This is a genomic window from Coprococcus sp. AF16-22 (assembly GCF_003461545.1).
Classification (GTDB): Bacteria; Bacillota; Clostridia; order Lachnospirales; family Lachnospiraceae; genus Coprococcus; species Coprococcus aceti.
The window spans coordinates 44,751-60,542 of the sequence record NZ_QTXH01000012.1 but is presented as its reverse complement, the minus strand read 5'-3'; the positions used below and the strand labels follow the sequence as shown (position 1 = coordinate 60,542).

Below are 15,792 nucleotides of genomic sequence, written 5' to 3'. Positions count from 1 at the left end.
CTATACCCCCTTTGTTATCTTACCGTGTGCACAGTCGAGCGTCACCGTCTGCTGTTTTTCCACGAAACTGTATATGCAGTCTCCGCAGCCTATTGCCGCCGGGATGTTGAACTCCGCACACCTTATCGCCATGTGGGATGCAACTCCGCCGTATTTCGTTATAAATCCTTTTATCCCCTTTGCAAATATCCAGTCGTATCCCGGATCCGCCTTCGGGAGAACTACTATCTTATCCTGAACGTCAGCCACATCCTCGTGATCCTCATTCTCATAATTTTCAAGCAGGAGAATGTCACCCGTGACGCATTCAGATGTTATGAAGTTAGGTCTGGCCTCCCATATCTCTATGCATTTTAACTGCAACGGATCATATATGACATCTGGCAGTATAAGCATGGACGCCCTCTGGAATTTCTTTTTGTTCTGATCTATGATCTTTCTCCATATATCGCCTGTGAATTCCGCAGGTCTGTTCACCATAAGCTGAATATCCGGCACCTCAAGATATGCCATGTCTTCCTTGCTTATGCCAAGTTTATCGCCTATATCTATAAGTATGTCTATGGCAAGGCTTAATGTCTTGGTGAACTCGAACTTGAAGAATTCCCTCTCCTCCATGGAATCCTTGAGGAAATCCAGAAATTCCCTGAGGTCCACATAAAAGCCTATATCCTCAAGTGCCTCCATGAGCTTAACCGAATCCAGAGGATTATGCTTAAGCTCCTCTATGGTCTGCCTCTGCTTTCTCGCAGCAGCGCTTCCCTTGGACAGGTCGAACTCGCGCTGGGCGTATGTCTCGCAGGTTATGTCGTATGTGCCTGAACGCAGATGTCCATATTTTTCATCAAATGTACCTCTTGTTATCCTGCCGTCCACCAGATCCTGAAAGTCAGAATCGTACTCCGACGCAACAGTATATATCGACATCATAAAATCGTCTATCTCTTTGTCCGTAAAATATCCTCTGTACACAAGAGATCTGCTAATCGCCTTCGATATGAATGCCAGTCTCGCCTGTCGCGCAAATTTCGGGGTTCCGTAATGCTTTATGCTCTCTATGAGCTGTACAAAATACTGTATCAGCGTTACCACATCATTGTGCGCCATAAGCCAGTTGCTTCTCGTATTCTCACGGTGGACACGAAGGCCGTTAAGAGCCCTGAGATCCTTCATCCTGTTTCTATTGAAATTGCATATCGCATTGTTTGTCAGATTGAACAGCGAATCCGAGAGGTCCGCAATCTCCTCCCTGGTGAACCCGGCTTCCGTCAGTGTCCCCAGCTTGTCCTCCGTCGAGAAGTCATATTCGGAAAATGCTATCTCAAATTCTATCTTGTCATGGGCGGTCGGATCATCTATAAGCTTTTTATCGTAATACTTCAGAAGCTTCGCCTCCAGCCTGTCATCCAGTTCATCCGGCATCAGCCCCAGGAACGACTTCTTAAGAGATATGTACGGCTTGTTGCCAAGCTTATACATGAGGTCTCCATCCACCTCTCTGTAACCAATGTAGCTGAGTCCCTGATTCCATGCCGCAGACGTGATGATCTCCCTGTACAGGGAATAGTCAAGCGGATGGGGATTTTCACCTATGATCTCCGCAGGATTCCAGAATGCCATATCCGACAATATGGTGTTCCTGTCCCCAACCAGGCTGCTGATCTCCCTGTATGTATCCTCAGCCTCCAAAACAGTCCTGAACACCTCTTCGTCATCGACATCGGAGTGAACACCATTGATGCTGGCTGCAAGAGGTCTCATCTGAAATATCGTGACTGTATTGCCCTCATCTATTGCGAACTCCACATCCAGTGGATATTCAGGGTGCATATCCTCCAGCTCACGCATGGATCTGATGAGCGCAGCCCAGTTCGCCGGCAGCTCATCACAGTCCACATTCCTGATTATGTATACCGTCTTTCCTCCCCTTCCGCTTGTAACCGCGTCTGTGGATGAATCATCGTAGGTTATCGTATAATATGGCCTGTCCTTCTTGATCTCCCTTGAAAATATAACGCCGCTGTAGCTGATATTCGTGATCTGTCTCTGTATGAGAACCTGTTCGCCGGACACATCGTCCAGATCACATTTATATGAATCCAGCACTTCCCTGACTGCCCTTACTACCGCCTCTCCGTCTGAAGGGTCCACTCCCAGAATACTCTCATAGTGACCGGCATTCGAAGTGTTGAGTCCGTCTTCATTTGAGGACGAGCTTCTGACCACGATATACCCTCCGGCAAATTCTTCTGCTATCTCCGCCGCAAGTCCATACGGATCGGCATCAAGCTCAGCTCCGGTTACTATCTTCAGCTTTTCCACTCTCGAATACTTCAATTTTCCATACAGGCTCTTAAGAACATCAGCCTTTGAAGAAATCCTGTCTGTCATGTTGCCTCCTTATTAAAAAAAGCTGCACTTAGTGTATACTAAAGTGCAGCTTACATCAATTTCTTTTTATATGTAATTGTACCGTTCTGTGATCTACTTCACTGTGAGAAGGTCGTCCACTGACTTTCTAGGCGGCATCTCCGGTGCAAATGCAGGATAACCCATAGCCACAACTGCGGCAACGGTCTGTCCATCAGGAATACCAACTATCTCTCCTACCTTTGCATCGTCAAATATTCCGAGTATGACTGTTCCAACGCCCTTATCATGAGCGGCAAGACAGAATGTCTGGGTTGCTATACCGGCATCGAACATCTCCCACTCGCTGCCCTTGCTTGTGCTGAACTCTCCTGACTTCTCATAGCCACATATTCCGTCCTTCTTGGTGACTATCATGAGCTGCTTCGCTCTGCTGACTGTCTTCTGGTTGAGAGGGAAATCCATAACGCCCTCTGCAGCTATCTTAGCGATGATCTCCGGATCCTCCACAAGTGTATATCTGATAACCTGTGTATTCTTCCATGATGGCGCATATGACGCCAGCTCAACAATCTCTCTGACTGTGTCAACACTCACCATCTCATCTGTAAACTTTCTCACACTTCTTCTGGTCTTGATACATTCTACTGCGTTCATACAATGTCCTCCTGGTGTAAAATCTTATAATAATCCCTGGATATATAATATCCCGCTCGTGAACTTGTCACCGACGTTATTCACGTAATTCCTGTATTCCTTATAGTCTATATAATACTTCTTTCCCCATGAAGATACAACAAGATATTCTCTTCCTTTTATGGTGCACACTCCTGTAACAGTCACATAATGTGAGTGGACATTCTCCCTGATGGAGCTCTTCAGCTCACCGTCCTTGTCCACATAAAGGCTGATACCCTTCTTGCCAAATGGATTGTATCTGTTAGGTCCTATGGCCAGTATGACCGGCTTATTCTTCCTTATGAGATGTCTTATATCTCTCAGCATCGATTCATCGGACTGCATCATCTTCCACTTTGCCTTGAGCCCTATGTCGTTCAGCATGAAATATCTGTTCATCGTATGCTTGAGTGCTATTCCCAGCATACCCTTGTGCATGAGAAGTATCACGTAGTGCACATAGAAAAATCTCACATACTCAAGATAGTCATGCTTGTTGTATAAGCCTTTTGGCTTGTTGATCTTTCGTATGGCATCGGTCATCATATTCGGATTCTGCTCAGCAAGATACATCGTGAGGTCTGCCATGGCTATAACACCACATCCGACCTTCTGCATCTTCTTTGACTTTGACCAGTTCTGATTGCCACCGTAGCTCACCAGATTCAGATTCTTTATCTTCACATAATCTCTATTAGTTAAATATACATCTTCCATTGTTAGTCCTTTCCAGCGCTATGTGCGCCATATGCCTGAAGTCATATATTAGTCTGCTCGTCTTTGCTATAGATTATATCATGAATCGCAATCCACATCAAGCATTCTTAACTGTGTTAAGTAGTTTTAAAAACTACATTCGTTGTTTTTTGATTATTTTCACTTTACTTTTTGCCGGTGATTTGTTATAAGATTATATGAGTTGGATAAGTGATCGCGGCTGCATTTTTGCAGGTGAGGAAAGTCCGGGCTTCACAGGGCAGGATGCCGGATAACGTCCGGTGGAGGCGACTCCCAGGCCAGTGCAACAGAAATATACCGCCATATTCGTATGGTAAGGGTGGAAAGGCGAGGTAAGAGCTCACCGCTGCCATGGTAACATGACAGGCTCTGTAAACCCCATCCGAAGCAAGACCAAATATAGCTTCTGCAAAGGAGCTTGTGGAATGATACAGTTGCCCGCTGCATTCCAGGTAGGTTGCTTGAGTTTTATGGTAACATAAATCCTAGATAGATGATCACTCTCGACATAACCCGGCTTACAGTCCAACTCATTCCCTTTCATAGTATTTTTCTTATATTTTGAACAAAAAATACGGCACGGAGACATTTGTTTTGCCTCTGTGCCGTATTTTTGTATTGTTGGTTATTCTTTATCCTTGTGTGAACCTTCATCATATCCTGAAGCATCCGCCACCTATAAATTCTCTGAGTATGGAATTTGCTGGTATGTATTCTGTGTCTATGTCGTGGAACATATCTATCAGACGCAGAAGTCTCGCCGCATCCTGGTAATGCTCTGAAGTCTCATCTACCCCGAGCAGCAATGGTCTCGCCTCACGCCGTATGGCGGTATATTCGTACAACAGTCCCGAGTTAAACATCTCATCAGCCTCGCTCTCATATGGGAAGATATATTTCTCCTCTCCCCTTCTGACTGAGCTCCACATGGAAAGTGTCTTCTCCACATCGTTCCCTCTGGTCCTGCTGTCTCTGACTATTCTCCTGAGCAGTCTGCTGTCTATGGTTGAAACCTTTGCCGGCTCGCCGTCCTCACCTTCAACGTACAACTGATTAAGGGGACTTATGTATATCTTGTACTTGTCTTCATCCGCCAGTCCGTATGTCATCTTCGGGTTAAGCGAATGGATTCCTTCCATGATGATAACATCATTTTCACCTATTTTGAGAAGGTCCCCATGATATTCCCTCACTCCGGTCTTGAAGTTGAAAACCGGAAGCTCTATCTCTTCACCGTCCAACAGCCTTGTCATATCCCTATTAAGTGTTTCAAGATCCATGGCCTCCAGGCACTCGAAATCATAGTTGCCATTCTCATCCTTAGGATTGTCTTCACGGTTCACAAAATAGTTATCCGCAGCTATCGCATGTGGTCTGAGTCCCATGGCACGAAGCTGGATACTGAGTCTGTGGGAAAGTGTTGTCTTGCCCGCCGAGCTCGGCCCGGATATCAGTATTATCCTACGCTTCTGTTCGGAAACTTTTCTGGCTATCTCATACATGCAGTTACTCTGCATAGCCTCGCATACCAGTATGAGCTCCAGTCCCTTTCCTGAATCGATCATCTCGTTCAGCCTGTCGATCGAATCGATACCGACTTTCCTCGCCCACTCCTTTGCAGTTGTCTTTAATGATGTTATACTTCTCTGCTCATCACCCATATAAATATCTACTCCATATCCGATATAAGTCTCAATGCCTCTTCCATGCATTCCTTTTCATGTGTGAGCTCACCGGCACGCCGTCTGGCATTGACCGTATCCACCTTCTTCAGTCCATCAAGGACTTTTCCGGTCGAATCAAGCTTATCCCTCAGATACTCTCCGAGGATCTTGTCATGATTATGTATGAGGTAATATCCGTATTTATAATATACTTCATCCATGGCTGACTTATTACCAAAATCCTGTGCTGTCACATCCACGTTCAGTACAACGTAGTATTTGCCAGCATCTATCAGCATTTTTTCCTCTGTGATCTTCCAGCCATTCTCTGCGATGTACCTTCTCAAATGCTCTGTCTCCGACTGGGGCTGCAGCACGAGCTGACCGGCTGACTGTACCACATCCATGCCGGCTTCAAGTATATCCGTTATGAGGATTCCTCCCATGCCGGCTATTATGATGGAATCCACCTCACCCGGAGATATGGTTGCAAGTCCGTTTCCGAGTCTCAGATCAATACGGTCTGTCATATTCCATCTGGCTATATTATCCCTGGCTATAGCACACGGACCGGTTCTAACATCTGATGCTATGACCCGGTCCGATATGCCATTTGCCACAAGGTATATGGACACAAATGCATGGTCGCATCCAATATCACACACTCTGCCGCCGGGCTTTACCATGTCGGCAACAGTCTTCATACGAAGTGACAATTCTATATCTTTCATAATTATTATCCTCGCACCATCCATGCCAGATCGCGCGGTCCTCTCTGCTAGTTATACAGGAAATCCTTGAGCTTTCTGCTTCTGTTAGGATGTCTCAGCTTTCTGAGCGCCTTTGCCTCGATCTGTCTGATACGCTCTCTTGTGACATTGAACTCCTTGCCGACTTCCTCAAGGGTTCTTGGTCTTCCGTCATCCCATCCAAATCTGAGCTTTATAACTCTCTGCTCTCTCTCTGTAAGTGTGCTGACTACCTCGTCGAGCTGCTCGTGCAGCAGTGTCTGGTTTGTCGCCTCAACAGGTGTAGGGATACTCTCATCCTGTATGAAATCTCCAAGATGGCTGTCCTCCTCCTCACCGATAGGAGTCTCCAGTGATACAGGCTCCTGTGCGATCTTCATGATCTCCTGAACTCTCTCCTTTGGAAGTCCCATAACCTCTCCGACTTCCTCTGGAAGCGGCTCTCTGCCGAGCTTCTGAAGCAGATCTCTGCTCACTCTGGTAACCTTGTTGATGGTCTCAACCATATGAACCGGGATTCTTATGGTTCTCGCCTGATCTGCGATGGCCCTTGTGATGGCCTGTCTGATCCACCATGTCGCATATGTTGAGAACTTGTAACCCTTTCTGTAATCAAACTTCTCCACGGCCTTGAGCAGACCGAGGTTACCCTCCTGTATTAGATCGAGGAATAACATTCCACGTCCAACATATCTCTTGGCTATACTTACAACAAGTCTGAGGTTGGACTCAGCAAGCTTCTTCTTTGCCATCTCATCGCCTGCCTCCATTCTCTTGGCAAGCTCTATCTCCTCCTCCGCGCTGAGCAGAGGCACCTTTCCTATATCCTTCAGGTACATCTTGACAGGATCCTGTGTTGTGCTTGATATATCACCTGTATCTGTGAAATCTATCTTCTCAACATCCTCGCCCTCAGCGATCACGTCCTCGTCAAGTGTTGGCTCCTCCTCATCGTCATCTGTTATCTGAAGTATGTCCACACCGTTCTTTTCAAGGAAATTGAAGATCTTCTGCATGGTATCCAGATCAAGGGCAACCTCCTTGAGATCGTTAAAATGCTTGATGAGCTCTGTGTCCTCTATAACGTTCTTCTTGCTGTGAGCTATGTCAAGCAATTCCTGAAGCTTTGTGTTGAACTTTGCGTTGATCGCATCGTCCTCACTCACCTTGATCATATACTTGTCTTCATTTGAATTGATCGCATCCATTGTACTCATATCTTTCCTCCACATAATGTATTGTTTATTTCTTATAAAATAACTTTAAACTTTTCTATCTTTTTCCTGTCCTTGATGAGCTGCTGAACCTTCATCATGTCATTCTCGCTCTCAAGCTGTTTTTTTATGCTGGCAAGCTTTATCTTTTTCACGACCTCGGTTATGGCATTGCCAACCTCCTCCTCGGTCATGTCTATCGCCAGATCTGTCTGGAGCATGCCTGCCACCAGTCTCTGTTCCTCCACATCCTGGAATGTGTTCACCACCACAGCGGGCTCAACCTTGTGCTTCTCCCTGTACTGTGAGTACAGCTTGTCCGCTACGGTCCGGTATATTCCCGGCTCAAAGTCCGCCTCACTCACCACGCCGTCAAGTCTGGCAAACAGCTCCGGCCGGTTCACAAGCCATGTGAGCAGCAGCTTGGCGGTCTTATTATCCTTTGTCTCAGGTCTTCCCGGAGCTCCCGCGCTCTGGTCTCCCGGAAACTCTTCATAGCCCTGCTGTTCCTGGAGTCTGCGGGTCTCCCGCTCCACTATCTCCGGCTTTGCCGTGCCCGCAACACCGTAGGCATGTACCTTCGCGGCAAGGGCATCCTTGTCGATCACATATTTCCTCGCTATGGCATCGACATAATTATTTCTCTCCAGGTCGTCCTCAATATATGCCAGTTCCCTCGCTATCTGGTTCTGGAACTTGGTCAGCTCACCCGGATCGCTCTGGTCATATTCCTCAGAATATATCCTTGCAAGGAACATCATTCCGCTCTCAGCTTTCTTTATCCTCTCCTCAAATGCCTCGCTTCCAAGGTTCTGTATGAACTCATCGGGATCCTTGTACGGTCTCATATTGATGACCCTTGCGCCGACTCCGACCTCCCGGAGAATTGCTATGACCTTCTTCGTCGCCTCCACGCCTGCGCCGTCACTGTCGTACGCCAGATAAACCTCATCGGCATATCTCTTTATTATCCCAGCATGTCCAAATGTAAATGCCGTTCCAAGGGACGCCACGGCATTGTCAAATCCTGCCTGATGCATGGAGATGACATCCATATATCCCTCACAGCATATAAATCCTTTTCTCCTGCTCCGCCTTGCTATGTTCATGGCAAACAACGTATGGCTCTTGTCGAACACCGCGGTATCACTGGTATTTATATATTTCGGTTTTCCATCGCCCATGACTCGTCCGCCAAATGCGATGACCTTGCCGTTTATATCCAGTATCGGGATCATGGCTCTGTTCCAGAACTTGTCCACACCGCCTTCCTTCTCGCTGATCTCAACAAGTCCCGAGCCCTTCATCTGGTCATCTGTATATCCTTTGCTCTTCAGATACCTGTACAGATCATCCCTGTATATATCTGAATATCCAAGCGCAAATTTATTTATCGTCTCATCAGAGAGACCTCTTGTCTCGTGAAAATACTCATAAGCCTTCTCACCATGCTGGCTGTGCTTCAATATATAATGAAAATATGCAGCCGCAGTCTTGTTCATCTCCCTGAGCGTTATCTTATACTGCTCCCTCGACCTCTCCTGGGCGTTCATGGACTTCTCAGGGAGCTGTACTCCAGCCCTCTCCGCAAGTCTCTCCACAGCCTCCGGGAAATTGAGGTTCTCATATTCCATGACAAATGTAAACACGTTGCCACCGACTCCGCAGCCGAAGCAGTGATACATCTGTTTTTCCCTGTTGACCTTAAATGACGGAGTCTTCTCATGGTGGAACGGACAGCATGCCTCGTAATTCGCGCCCTTCTTCTTAAGGCTTGCGTAGCTTCCGATAACATCCACTATATCATTTCTTGACAAGACTTCATTTATCACGTCATCCGAATAATACAATTCGATTCCTCCTGTTTGTCAGGTATGCTCAGACCTTCCAGGACTTCGGTATATATATACTCTTAAATGTCTCTATCGCATAATTGTCTGTCATACCAGCTATGTAGTCGCACACGACTGTCTTGGGATCCTCTCCCATATATATCATCTCAACACATTCATTTGTCAGCCTGCTGGCGTCCTCAATGAAGTATTCATACAATATCCTCAGCATCTTGTCGGCCTTGAGCTCCTCGCTCTTGGCTATCGGGTTAGTGTAGAGATATCTGAACATGTATGTTCTCAGCTTCCCCAGAGCATCCCCGATCTCCGCCGACATACCGACATAATCCTTGTCCTGACTCGTATTTATCACATCATGTATGAGACAGTTCAGTCTGGTGCGGGTATTCTTCCCGAGAATGTCGGTGATATTGGTCGGAAGATCCTCCTCCTTCAATATGTTACCCCTTATCGCATCATCTATATCATGATTGACGTACGCTATCTTGTCCGCCAGTCTCACACACTGTCCCTCCAGCGTATGCGGAGTGCATGATGTCTTATGGTTTAGCATTCCGTCCCGGACCTCCCAGGTGAGATTAAGTCCCTCACCACGGTTCTCAAGACGTTCCACAACCCTTACGCTCTGAACATTGTGGCTGAAATTATTGCCCGCGCAGGCCGCAAGTGTCCGCTCACCGACATGTCCAAATGGCGTATGTCCCAGGTCATGTCCCAGCGCTATCGCCTCCGTCAGATCCTCGTTAAGCCTGAGTGATCTGGCTATCGTCCTTGCTATCTGCGACACCTCCAGAGTATGGGTCAGTCTGGTCCTGTAGTGATCATCACCCGGCGACAGAAATACCTGAGTCTTATGCTTAAGTCTCCTGAACGCCTTGCAGTGGAGTATCCTGTCCCTGTCTCTCTGGTAGACCGTTCTGAGGTCGCACTGCTCCTCCGGTCTGTCACGTCCTGTGGACTGATCACTGAACGCCGCATATCTGCTGAGCACTTCGTGCTCCCTTTTTTCCTGCTGTTCCCGTATCGTCATAGAATCTCTCCTATCACATGATCAATATTTCTTACCACACATTTTTATTATTCTCCGTTTTTTCTCAAAATCCTTTTTTATTTTTCAAATTTTCTGATGAAAGAATGACATGATAGTAAGTATAGTGATATACTTATATAAGATTTTTGAGGTGAATGACATGTTTGATTTTGAAGAAGAACTTAAGAAGCTCCCCCATGTCCCAGGAGTATATCTCATGCACGATTCGGGGGATCATATTATATATGTAGGAAAAGCCATAGATCTGTACAACAGAGTACATCAGTATTTCCAGACCGGCTACAAGAAATCCCCGAAGATTCAGAAGATGGTATCCCATATTGCATGGTTTGAATATATTGTCTGCGGTTCAGAGATCGAGGCTCTCGTTCTAGAGTGCAACCTTATAAAGGAGCACAGACCGCATTACAACACCATGCTCACGGATGACAAGGGTTATCCCTATATCCGCATTACTGTGGAGGAGGATTACCCGCGCATACTGTACAGCCATCAGATGAAACGGGATCACTCCAAATATTTCGGCCCATACACCAATTCCAAAGCGGTGAAGGATATCATAGAGCTGCTGAAAAAGCTGTATCACATCAGGAGCTGCAACAAGGTTCTGCCAAGGGATATGGGCCTTGAAAGGCCCTGCCTGTATCACCAGATAAAGCAGTGCATGGCGCCCTGTCAGGGATATATCTCCAAGGAGGATTACAACAAAAATGTCCAGGATGCCATAAGCTTTCTGAACGGCAACCACGGTCATGTGATCAGGGATCTCGAAAAGCAGATGAAGGAGCTGGCCGAGGATATGGAATTTGAACAGGCCGCCGAGATCAGGGATCTGATAAAGAGCATCCATCACATTGAGTCCACCCAGAGAGTCGGTGACACAAGCGCAGACGACAGGGATGTGATCGCCATGGCCACCGATCTTGGAAATGAGTGTGTCATATCCATATTCTTCATAAGATCCGGCAAGATGATCGGCAGGGAACACTACCACATGAGCGGCGTAAATGCTGAGGCTTACAGCACGATCATGGAGTCTTTTCTCAAGCAATACTACGCTTCCACTCCATATCTGCCAAAGGAGATCATTATCGAGCAGCAGATCGAGGACTACAAGGTCATCGAGGAATATCTGAGCGCCCGCCGGGGAAGTCAGGTACACATCATTGTTCCCCAGAAGGGAGACAAGCAGAAGCTTCTCAAGCTGGCAAAGGACAATGCTTTTCTGGTCATGAACCAGGATGCCGACAAGCTCAAGCGTGAAAAGGAGCGCACTGAGGGTGCGGCAAATGAGCTGGCACAGCTTATCGGAGTTTCATCCGCAAGACGCCTTGAAGCATTTGATATATCGCATATAAGCGGCTATCACTCCGTGGCATCCATGGTGGTATTTGAAAACGGACGCGCCAAGAAGAATGACTACAGAAAGTTCAAGCTCAGGACCATAGACGGGCCGGATGACTACGCAAGCATGAGGGAGGTACTCACAAGAAGGTTCACAGACGAGCGGTTTAATATCTACCCTGATGTACTCATGATGGATGGCGGCCGGGGTCAGGTCAACATAGCTCTGGAGGTTCTTGACGAGCTTGGTCTCAACATCCCAGTATGCGGAATGGTAAAGGATGACCACCACAGAACCAGAGGACTCTATTACAACAACAAGGAGATTGATTTCCCCGCAAATACACAGGCCTTCAACATGATAACACGACTTCAGGATGAGGCCCACAGATTTGCAATCGAGTACCACAGAAGTCTCAGAAGCAAATCCCAGATCCACTCAGTTCTGGACGATATTGAGGGCATCGGTCCGGCAAGGAGAAAGGCTCTTCTGGCATACTTCAAGGACATAGACAAGATCCGTGCCGCCAGCATTGCTGATCTCGAGATCCCGCATGGAATGAACAAGACTGCAGCCACTGCGGTATACAACTTTTTCCACAACGATAAACAGAAGTAACGAGGATTTTATGATGGAATACAACTTTTTTGCACTTATATCACGAATGAAATATATTGACAGATGGGCACTCATGAGGAACAACCGCGAGGAGAATCTGTGTGAGCACTGCCTGGAGGTGAGCATGATAGCCCACGCACTGGCAACCATCGGCAATGTACGCTACGGCAAGACTCTGAACGCCGAGAGAGCTGCACTCATAGGTCTCTATCACGATGCATCGGAGATCATCACCGGTGACATGCCGACCCCGGTGAAATACTACAACGATGATATCAAGACAGCCTTCAAGGATGTGGAAGATATCGCATGCCACACACTTCTTGACAAGCTGCCGGGCGATCTCAGACCAGCCTATGAACCGATATTTTTTAAGGATGCCGACGACGAGAACGATGTATATCTCTGGAAGCTCGTCAAGGCGGCTGACAAGCTGTCCGCCCTGATCAAATGCATGGAGGAGACAGGATCGGGAAATACCGAGTTCTCCAGTGCCATGGGTACGATCATGAATTCCGTGTCACAGATGGCTGAGACTTATCCTGAGGTAAACGACTTCGTGTGCGAGTTTTTACCGGCATACGGCAAGACCCTGGACGATCTTCAGCAGATATAATCTAAAGCAGATATAGAAAAAAGAGAAGCCGGAGCTTTTTGCCAGCCCCGGCTTCTCTTTTTTTGATCTTATTATTGTTTTAATTTTATTCCTGTTCAACATTTTGTTCAGCATTTTCAACTCTGTTGAATATCTCCATGAACTCCTGGCCTGTTATCGACTCCTTCTCTATCAGATACTGTGCGATGGCATCCAACGCATTCATGTGCTCTGAGAGAAGCTTCTTGGCCTCATCATATGCCTTCTTGAGCTGATTCCTAATCTCCTCATCGACCTTTGCAGCAGTCTTGTCTGAACACTGGAGCACTGCATTTCTGTCGAGATATTTTCCCTGAACAGTCTCAAGCTGCATGAGTCCGAACTTGTCTGACATTCCATACATGGTTATCATCGCTCTCACTGTCTTGGTCGCCTGCTCTATATCATTTGCCGCGCCGGTGGTCACTGACTCGAATTTCAATTCCTCTGCAGCTCTTCCGCCGAGGGTCGTCACAATGTTCGCCTCAAGCTCAGCCTTGGTCTCCATATACTTCTCTTCCTCAGGCACCTGCCATACATATCCCAGAGAACCCATCGTTCTAGGAACTATTGTAATTCTCTGAACAGGCTCAGTGTGCTTCTGGAGAGCAACCAGAAGAGCATGTCCAACTTCATGATATGCAACGACCTTCTTCTCCTGGTCGCCTAGCAGCTTGCCCTTCTTCTCTTTTCCTGCAAATACAAGCTCCACCGCACCAATCAGATCAGCCTGTGAAACCATGCTCCTTCCGGATCTGACCGCAGTGAGCGCCGCCTCGTTTATTATATTGGCGAGATCTGCTCCAACCGCACCTGCTGTGGCAAGCGCAAGCTCACGGAGATCCACAGTCTCATCCATCTTGACATTTCTGGAGTGTACCTTCAGCGTGTCTATTCTACCCTGAAGATCCGGCTTCTCAACTATTACTCTTCTGTCAAATCTTCCCGGTCTCAGGAGTGCCTTGTCAAGTGTCTCCGGCCTGTTGGTCGCAGCCAGTATCACTATTCCCTTGGATGTGTCAAATCCATCCATCTCGGCAAGAAGCTGGTTCAGTGTCTGTTCTCTCTCCGAATCACCGCCCCTCACGCTGTCTCTGCTCTGGCCTATGGCATCTATCTCGTCTATGAATATTATACAAGGAGCCATCTCAGATGCCTGTTTGAACAGGTCTCTGACTCTCGATGCTCCGACTCCCACGTACATCTCCACGAAGCTTGATCCCGACATGGAGAAAAATGGCACGTTTGCCTCTCCGGCAACAGCCTTTGCCAGAAGTGTCTTTCCGGTTCCCGGAGGGCCGACCAGCAGTGCTCCCTTTGGAAGCTTTGCACCTATAGCCATATACTTCTTAGGGTTGTGAAGGAAGTCGACCATCTCAGTCAGGGATTCCTTTGCCTCATCCTCTCCTGCAACATCTGCAAATGTGACTCCGGTCTTCTTCTCCATATATACCTTGGCGTTTGATTTGCCAAAGCCCATCATTCCGCTCCGCCTTGTCACTAACGAGAGGAACAGATAGAATGCAGCTATCATGACCACATATGAGAGTATCGTTCCGACCATGGCTGAACCGCTCTCGTCTTTGCCCTTGTATGTTGTGGCATACTTCTCATGGGCTGTCTTAAGTCTGTCTGCCAGCTTATCGTCGCTTATCCTCACTGTCACATAGGTGTTCTTATCCAGAGTGCCGTCAGACTCCTTTGAGGTAAATTTGATCTTTTTGGCATATATCTCCGCATTGTCCACCTCTCCCGAATCCAGCATCTCCACAAATCCGCTGTACGGGATCTCTTTTTTCGTTCCATTTGTGATCTTGTCGTATGCTCTCCAGCACAGCAGTGTCAATATCACCGAGATGACAAGCAGAACCATGACATTCCTGTTTTTGCCTTTGTTGCCATTATTCTTGTTGTCGTCATTCTTGTCGTTTTGTTCTTTGTTGTAATCGTTATTCAACACGTTTCTCCTTTTACTCTGATATGGATATCCCATTTATCCATCTATGACTTTACCGCCTAACAAATTATAAGTCAAGTAAACTGTTTGTATGAAATTGTCTTTATTGACATTCCGGGGGCTCCGGGGGTACACTTTTTTACAAATTGACAAATATATTCTATATGGGAGGGCTGCAATGCCGGGATACATAATACACCTGTGCGAGGGCAGATACATCGCAGACAAACTTCATATTTCAAAGGAATCCCAGCCGGAGCTGCTGAATGATTTCCTGCTGGGCTGCGTTCTTCCAGATGCGGTTATGGACAAAGCCCTGACACATTTCAGGCCGGAATGGCAGAACGATCTCATAACAAAATATCCGGACATCGATCACATATTGTCAGAATATCCAGTGGAAGCTATGACACCTGCCGACCTTGGCATACTTGCCCATCTCATGATGGACGCCGCCTATGTGGAGGAATTCTGGCCGCAATATTTTCAGTTTGAGGCAGGCGATAACACTCCCACCTGTGTGACACGCGACATAGACCATGTCCGAATGCACGAGCTCAGCATGCAGCCGGAGGGAAGGTGCATCCCATTCCGGGATTTCTTCTCAGAACAGTTTTTCTACGGTGATTACAATGTGACAAATCCATTGTTTATCAGGGATTTCTCACCAATCATACCGAAGGTTTCATCACCTGATATGACCATAAAAAAATGTCTATGTTTCTCACAGAGCAGACTGCAGAATGATCTCGACTCATTCACCTCCATAGACACCGATGTAGGCAATAATACAACGAATGTATTTCCATATAAAGCACTTAAGGACTTTATCATCTCTCAGGCGGACAGATTCCTCCGCCTCATAGATAACAAAAAAGCATCCACCAGATAAGCCTGTTTCCAGGCTCACCAGGTTGGATG

At 47.0% G+C, this 15,792-nt stretch carries 12 protein-coding genes and 1 other RNA gene; 4 read left to right on the top strand and 9 right to left on the bottom strand.

Annotated features, from left to right (window positions below; genetic code table 11):
- The 3 genes from DWW60_RS11685 to DWW60_RS11675 all read right to left on the bottom strand — a co-directional run bounded on the left by DWW60_RS11685 (position 1) and on the right by DWW60_RS11675 (position 3,765).
- Complete coding sequence (locus DWW60_RS11685; RefSeq protein ID WP_117875430.1) at positions 1-2,391, bottom strand: PEP-utilizing enzyme; 2,391 nt, start codon at positions 2,389-2,391, stop codon at positions 1-3.
- Positions 2,392-2,484: 93 nt separating this feature from the next.
- Positions 2,485-3,027, bottom strand: coding sequence for a nitroreductase family protein (locus tag DWW60_RS11680; protein WP_015533958.1), 543 nt, complete (start codon positions 3,025-3,027; stop codon positions 2,485-2,487).
- A 24-nt stretch (positions 3,028-3,051) separates the two neighbouring features.
- Positions 3,052-3,765, bottom strand: coding sequence for a hypothetical protein (locus tag DWW60_RS11675; RefSeq protein ID WP_055223258.1), 714 nt, complete (start codon positions 3,763-3,765; stop codon positions 3,052-3,054).
- Between the two features lie 198 nt (positions 3,766-3,963).
- On the opposite strand from DWW60_RS11675, the gene rnpB reads away from it, so the two are divergent.
- Positions 3,964-4,323, top strand: an RNA gene (rnpB, locus tag DWW60_RS11670) — RNase P RNA component class A.
- Between the two features lie 116 nt (positions 4,324-4,439).
- On the opposite strand, the gene DWW60_RS11665 is transcribed toward rnpB, so the two are convergent.
- Genes DWW60_RS11665 through DWW60_RS11645 form a run of 5 tightly spaced genes read right to left on the bottom strand, consistent with a single transcriptional unit; the run spans position 4,440 to position 10,296 of the window.
- Positions 4,440-5,447, bottom strand: coding sequence for a uridine kinase family protein (locus DWW60_RS11665; RefSeq protein ID WP_015533961.1), 1,008 nt, complete (start codon positions 5,445-5,447; stop codon positions 4,440-4,442).
- Between the two features lie 8 nt (positions 5,448-5,455).
- Complete coding sequence (locus DWW60_RS11660; RefSeq protein ID WP_117875429.1) at positions 5,456-6,181, bottom strand: tRNA (adenine(22)-N(1))-methyltransferase; 726 nt, start codon at positions 6,179-6,181, stop codon at positions 5,456-5,458.
- A 47-nt stretch (positions 6,182-6,228) separates the two neighbouring features.
- Positions 6,229-7,416, bottom strand: coding sequence for an RNA polymerase sigma factor RpoD (gene rpoD / locus DWW60_RS11655; RefSeq protein WP_022216124.1), 1,188 nt, complete (start codon positions 7,414-7,416; stop codon positions 6,229-6,231).
- 32 nt (positions 7,417-7,448) lie between these two features.
- Positions 7,449-9,263 carry a DNA primase gene (gene dnaG, locus DWW60_RS11650; protein ID WP_022216125.1) on the bottom strand — a complete coding sequence of 605 codons (1,815 nt, stop codon included), beginning with the start codon at positions 9,261-9,263 and terminating at the stop codon, positions 7,449-7,451.
- Between the two features lie 28 nt (positions 9,264-9,291).
- Positions 9,292-10,296, bottom strand: a complete 1,005-nt coding sequence (locus DWW60_RS11645; protein WP_022216126.1) for a deoxyguanosinetriphosphate triphosphohydrolase — start codon at positions 10,294-10,296, stop codon at positions 9,292-9,294.
- A 160-nt stretch (positions 10,297-10,456) separates the two neighbouring features.
- Here DWW60_RS11645 and uvrC point away from each other — a divergent pair, with 160 nt between their 5' ends.
- Both uvrC and yfbR read left to right on the top strand, forming a co-directional pair.
- Positions 10,457-12,280 (top strand): excinuclease ABC subunit UvrC, encoded by a 1,824-nt coding sequence (uvrC, locus tag DWW60_RS11640; protein WP_117875435.1) that lies wholly within the window; start codon positions 10,457-10,459, stop codon positions 12,278-12,280.
- Between the two features lie 13 nt (positions 12,281-12,293).
- The gene (yfbR, locus tag DWW60_RS11635; RefSeq protein ID WP_055147010.1) at positions 12,294-12,896 is read left to right on the top strand and encodes a 5'-deoxynucleotidase; all 603 of its coding nucleotides are present in this window, start codon (positions 12,294-12,296) and stop codon (positions 12,894-12,896) included.
- A gap of 85 nt (positions 12,897-12,981) precedes the next feature.
- On the opposite strand, the gene ftsH is transcribed toward yfbR, so the two are convergent.
- Positions 12,982-14,787: an ATP-dependent zinc metalloprotease FtsH gene (gene ftsH, locus DWW60_RS11630; RefSeq protein WP_055273419.1), complete on the bottom strand. Its 1,806-nt coding sequence runs from the start codon at positions 14,785-14,787 to the stop codon at positions 12,982-12,984.
- Positions 14,788-15,049: 262 nt separating this feature from the next.
- On the opposite strand from ftsH, the gene DWW60_RS11625 reads away from it, so the two are divergent.
- The gene (locus tag DWW60_RS11625; protein ID WP_055273281.1) at positions 15,050-15,763 is read left to right on the top strand and encodes a hypothetical protein; all 714 of its coding nucleotides are present in this window, start codon (positions 15,050-15,052) and stop codon (positions 15,761-15,763) included.
- The last annotated feature ends 29 nt before the right edge of the window (positions 15,764-15,792 follow it).

Excerpts from the sequence above, each read along its gene's own strand:
- DWW60_RS11685 (WP_117875430.1), bottom strand. The coding sequence starts at position 2,391 with ATGACAGACAGGATTTCTTCAAAGGCTGATGTTCTTAAGAGCCTGTAT.
- DWW60_RS11680 (WP_015533958.1), bottom strand. The coding sequence starts at position 3,027 with ATGAACGCAGTAGAATGTATCAAGACCAGAAGAAGTGTGAGAAAGTTT.
- DWW60_RS11675 (WP_055223258.1), bottom strand. The coding sequence starts at position 3,765 with ATGGAAGATGTATATTTAACTAATAGAGATTATGTGAAGATAAAGAAT.
- DWW60_RS11665 (WP_015533961.1), bottom strand. The coding sequence starts at position 5,447 with ATGGGTGATGAGCAGAGAAGTATAACATCATTAAAGACAACTGCAAAG.
- DWW60_RS11660 (WP_117875429.1), bottom strand. The coding sequence starts at position 6,181 with ATGAAAGATATAGAATTGTCACTTCGTATGAAGACTGTTGCCGACATG.
- rpoD (WP_022216124.1), bottom strand. The coding sequence starts at position 7,416 with ATGAGTACAATGGATGCGATCAATTCAAATGAAGACAAGTATATGATC.
- DWW60_RS11645 (WP_022216126.1), bottom strand. The coding sequence starts at position 10,296 with ATGACGATACGGGAACAGCAGGAAAAAAGGGAGCACGAAGTGCTCAGC.
- uvrC (WP_117875435.1), top strand. The coding sequence starts at position 10,457 with ATGTTTGATTTTGAAGAAGAACTTAAGAAGCTCCCCCATGTCCCAGGA.
- yfbR (WP_055147010.1), top strand. The coding sequence starts at position 12,294 with ATGGAATACAACTTTTTTGCACTTATATCACGAATGAAATATATTGAC.
- ftsH (WP_055273419.1), bottom strand. The coding sequence starts at position 14,787 with ATGGTTCTGCTTGTCATCTCGGTGATATTGACACTGCTGTGCTGGAGA.
- DWW60_RS11625 (WP_055273281.1), top strand. The coding sequence starts at position 15,050 with ATGCCGGGATACATAATACACCTGTGCGAGGGCAGATACATCGCAGAC.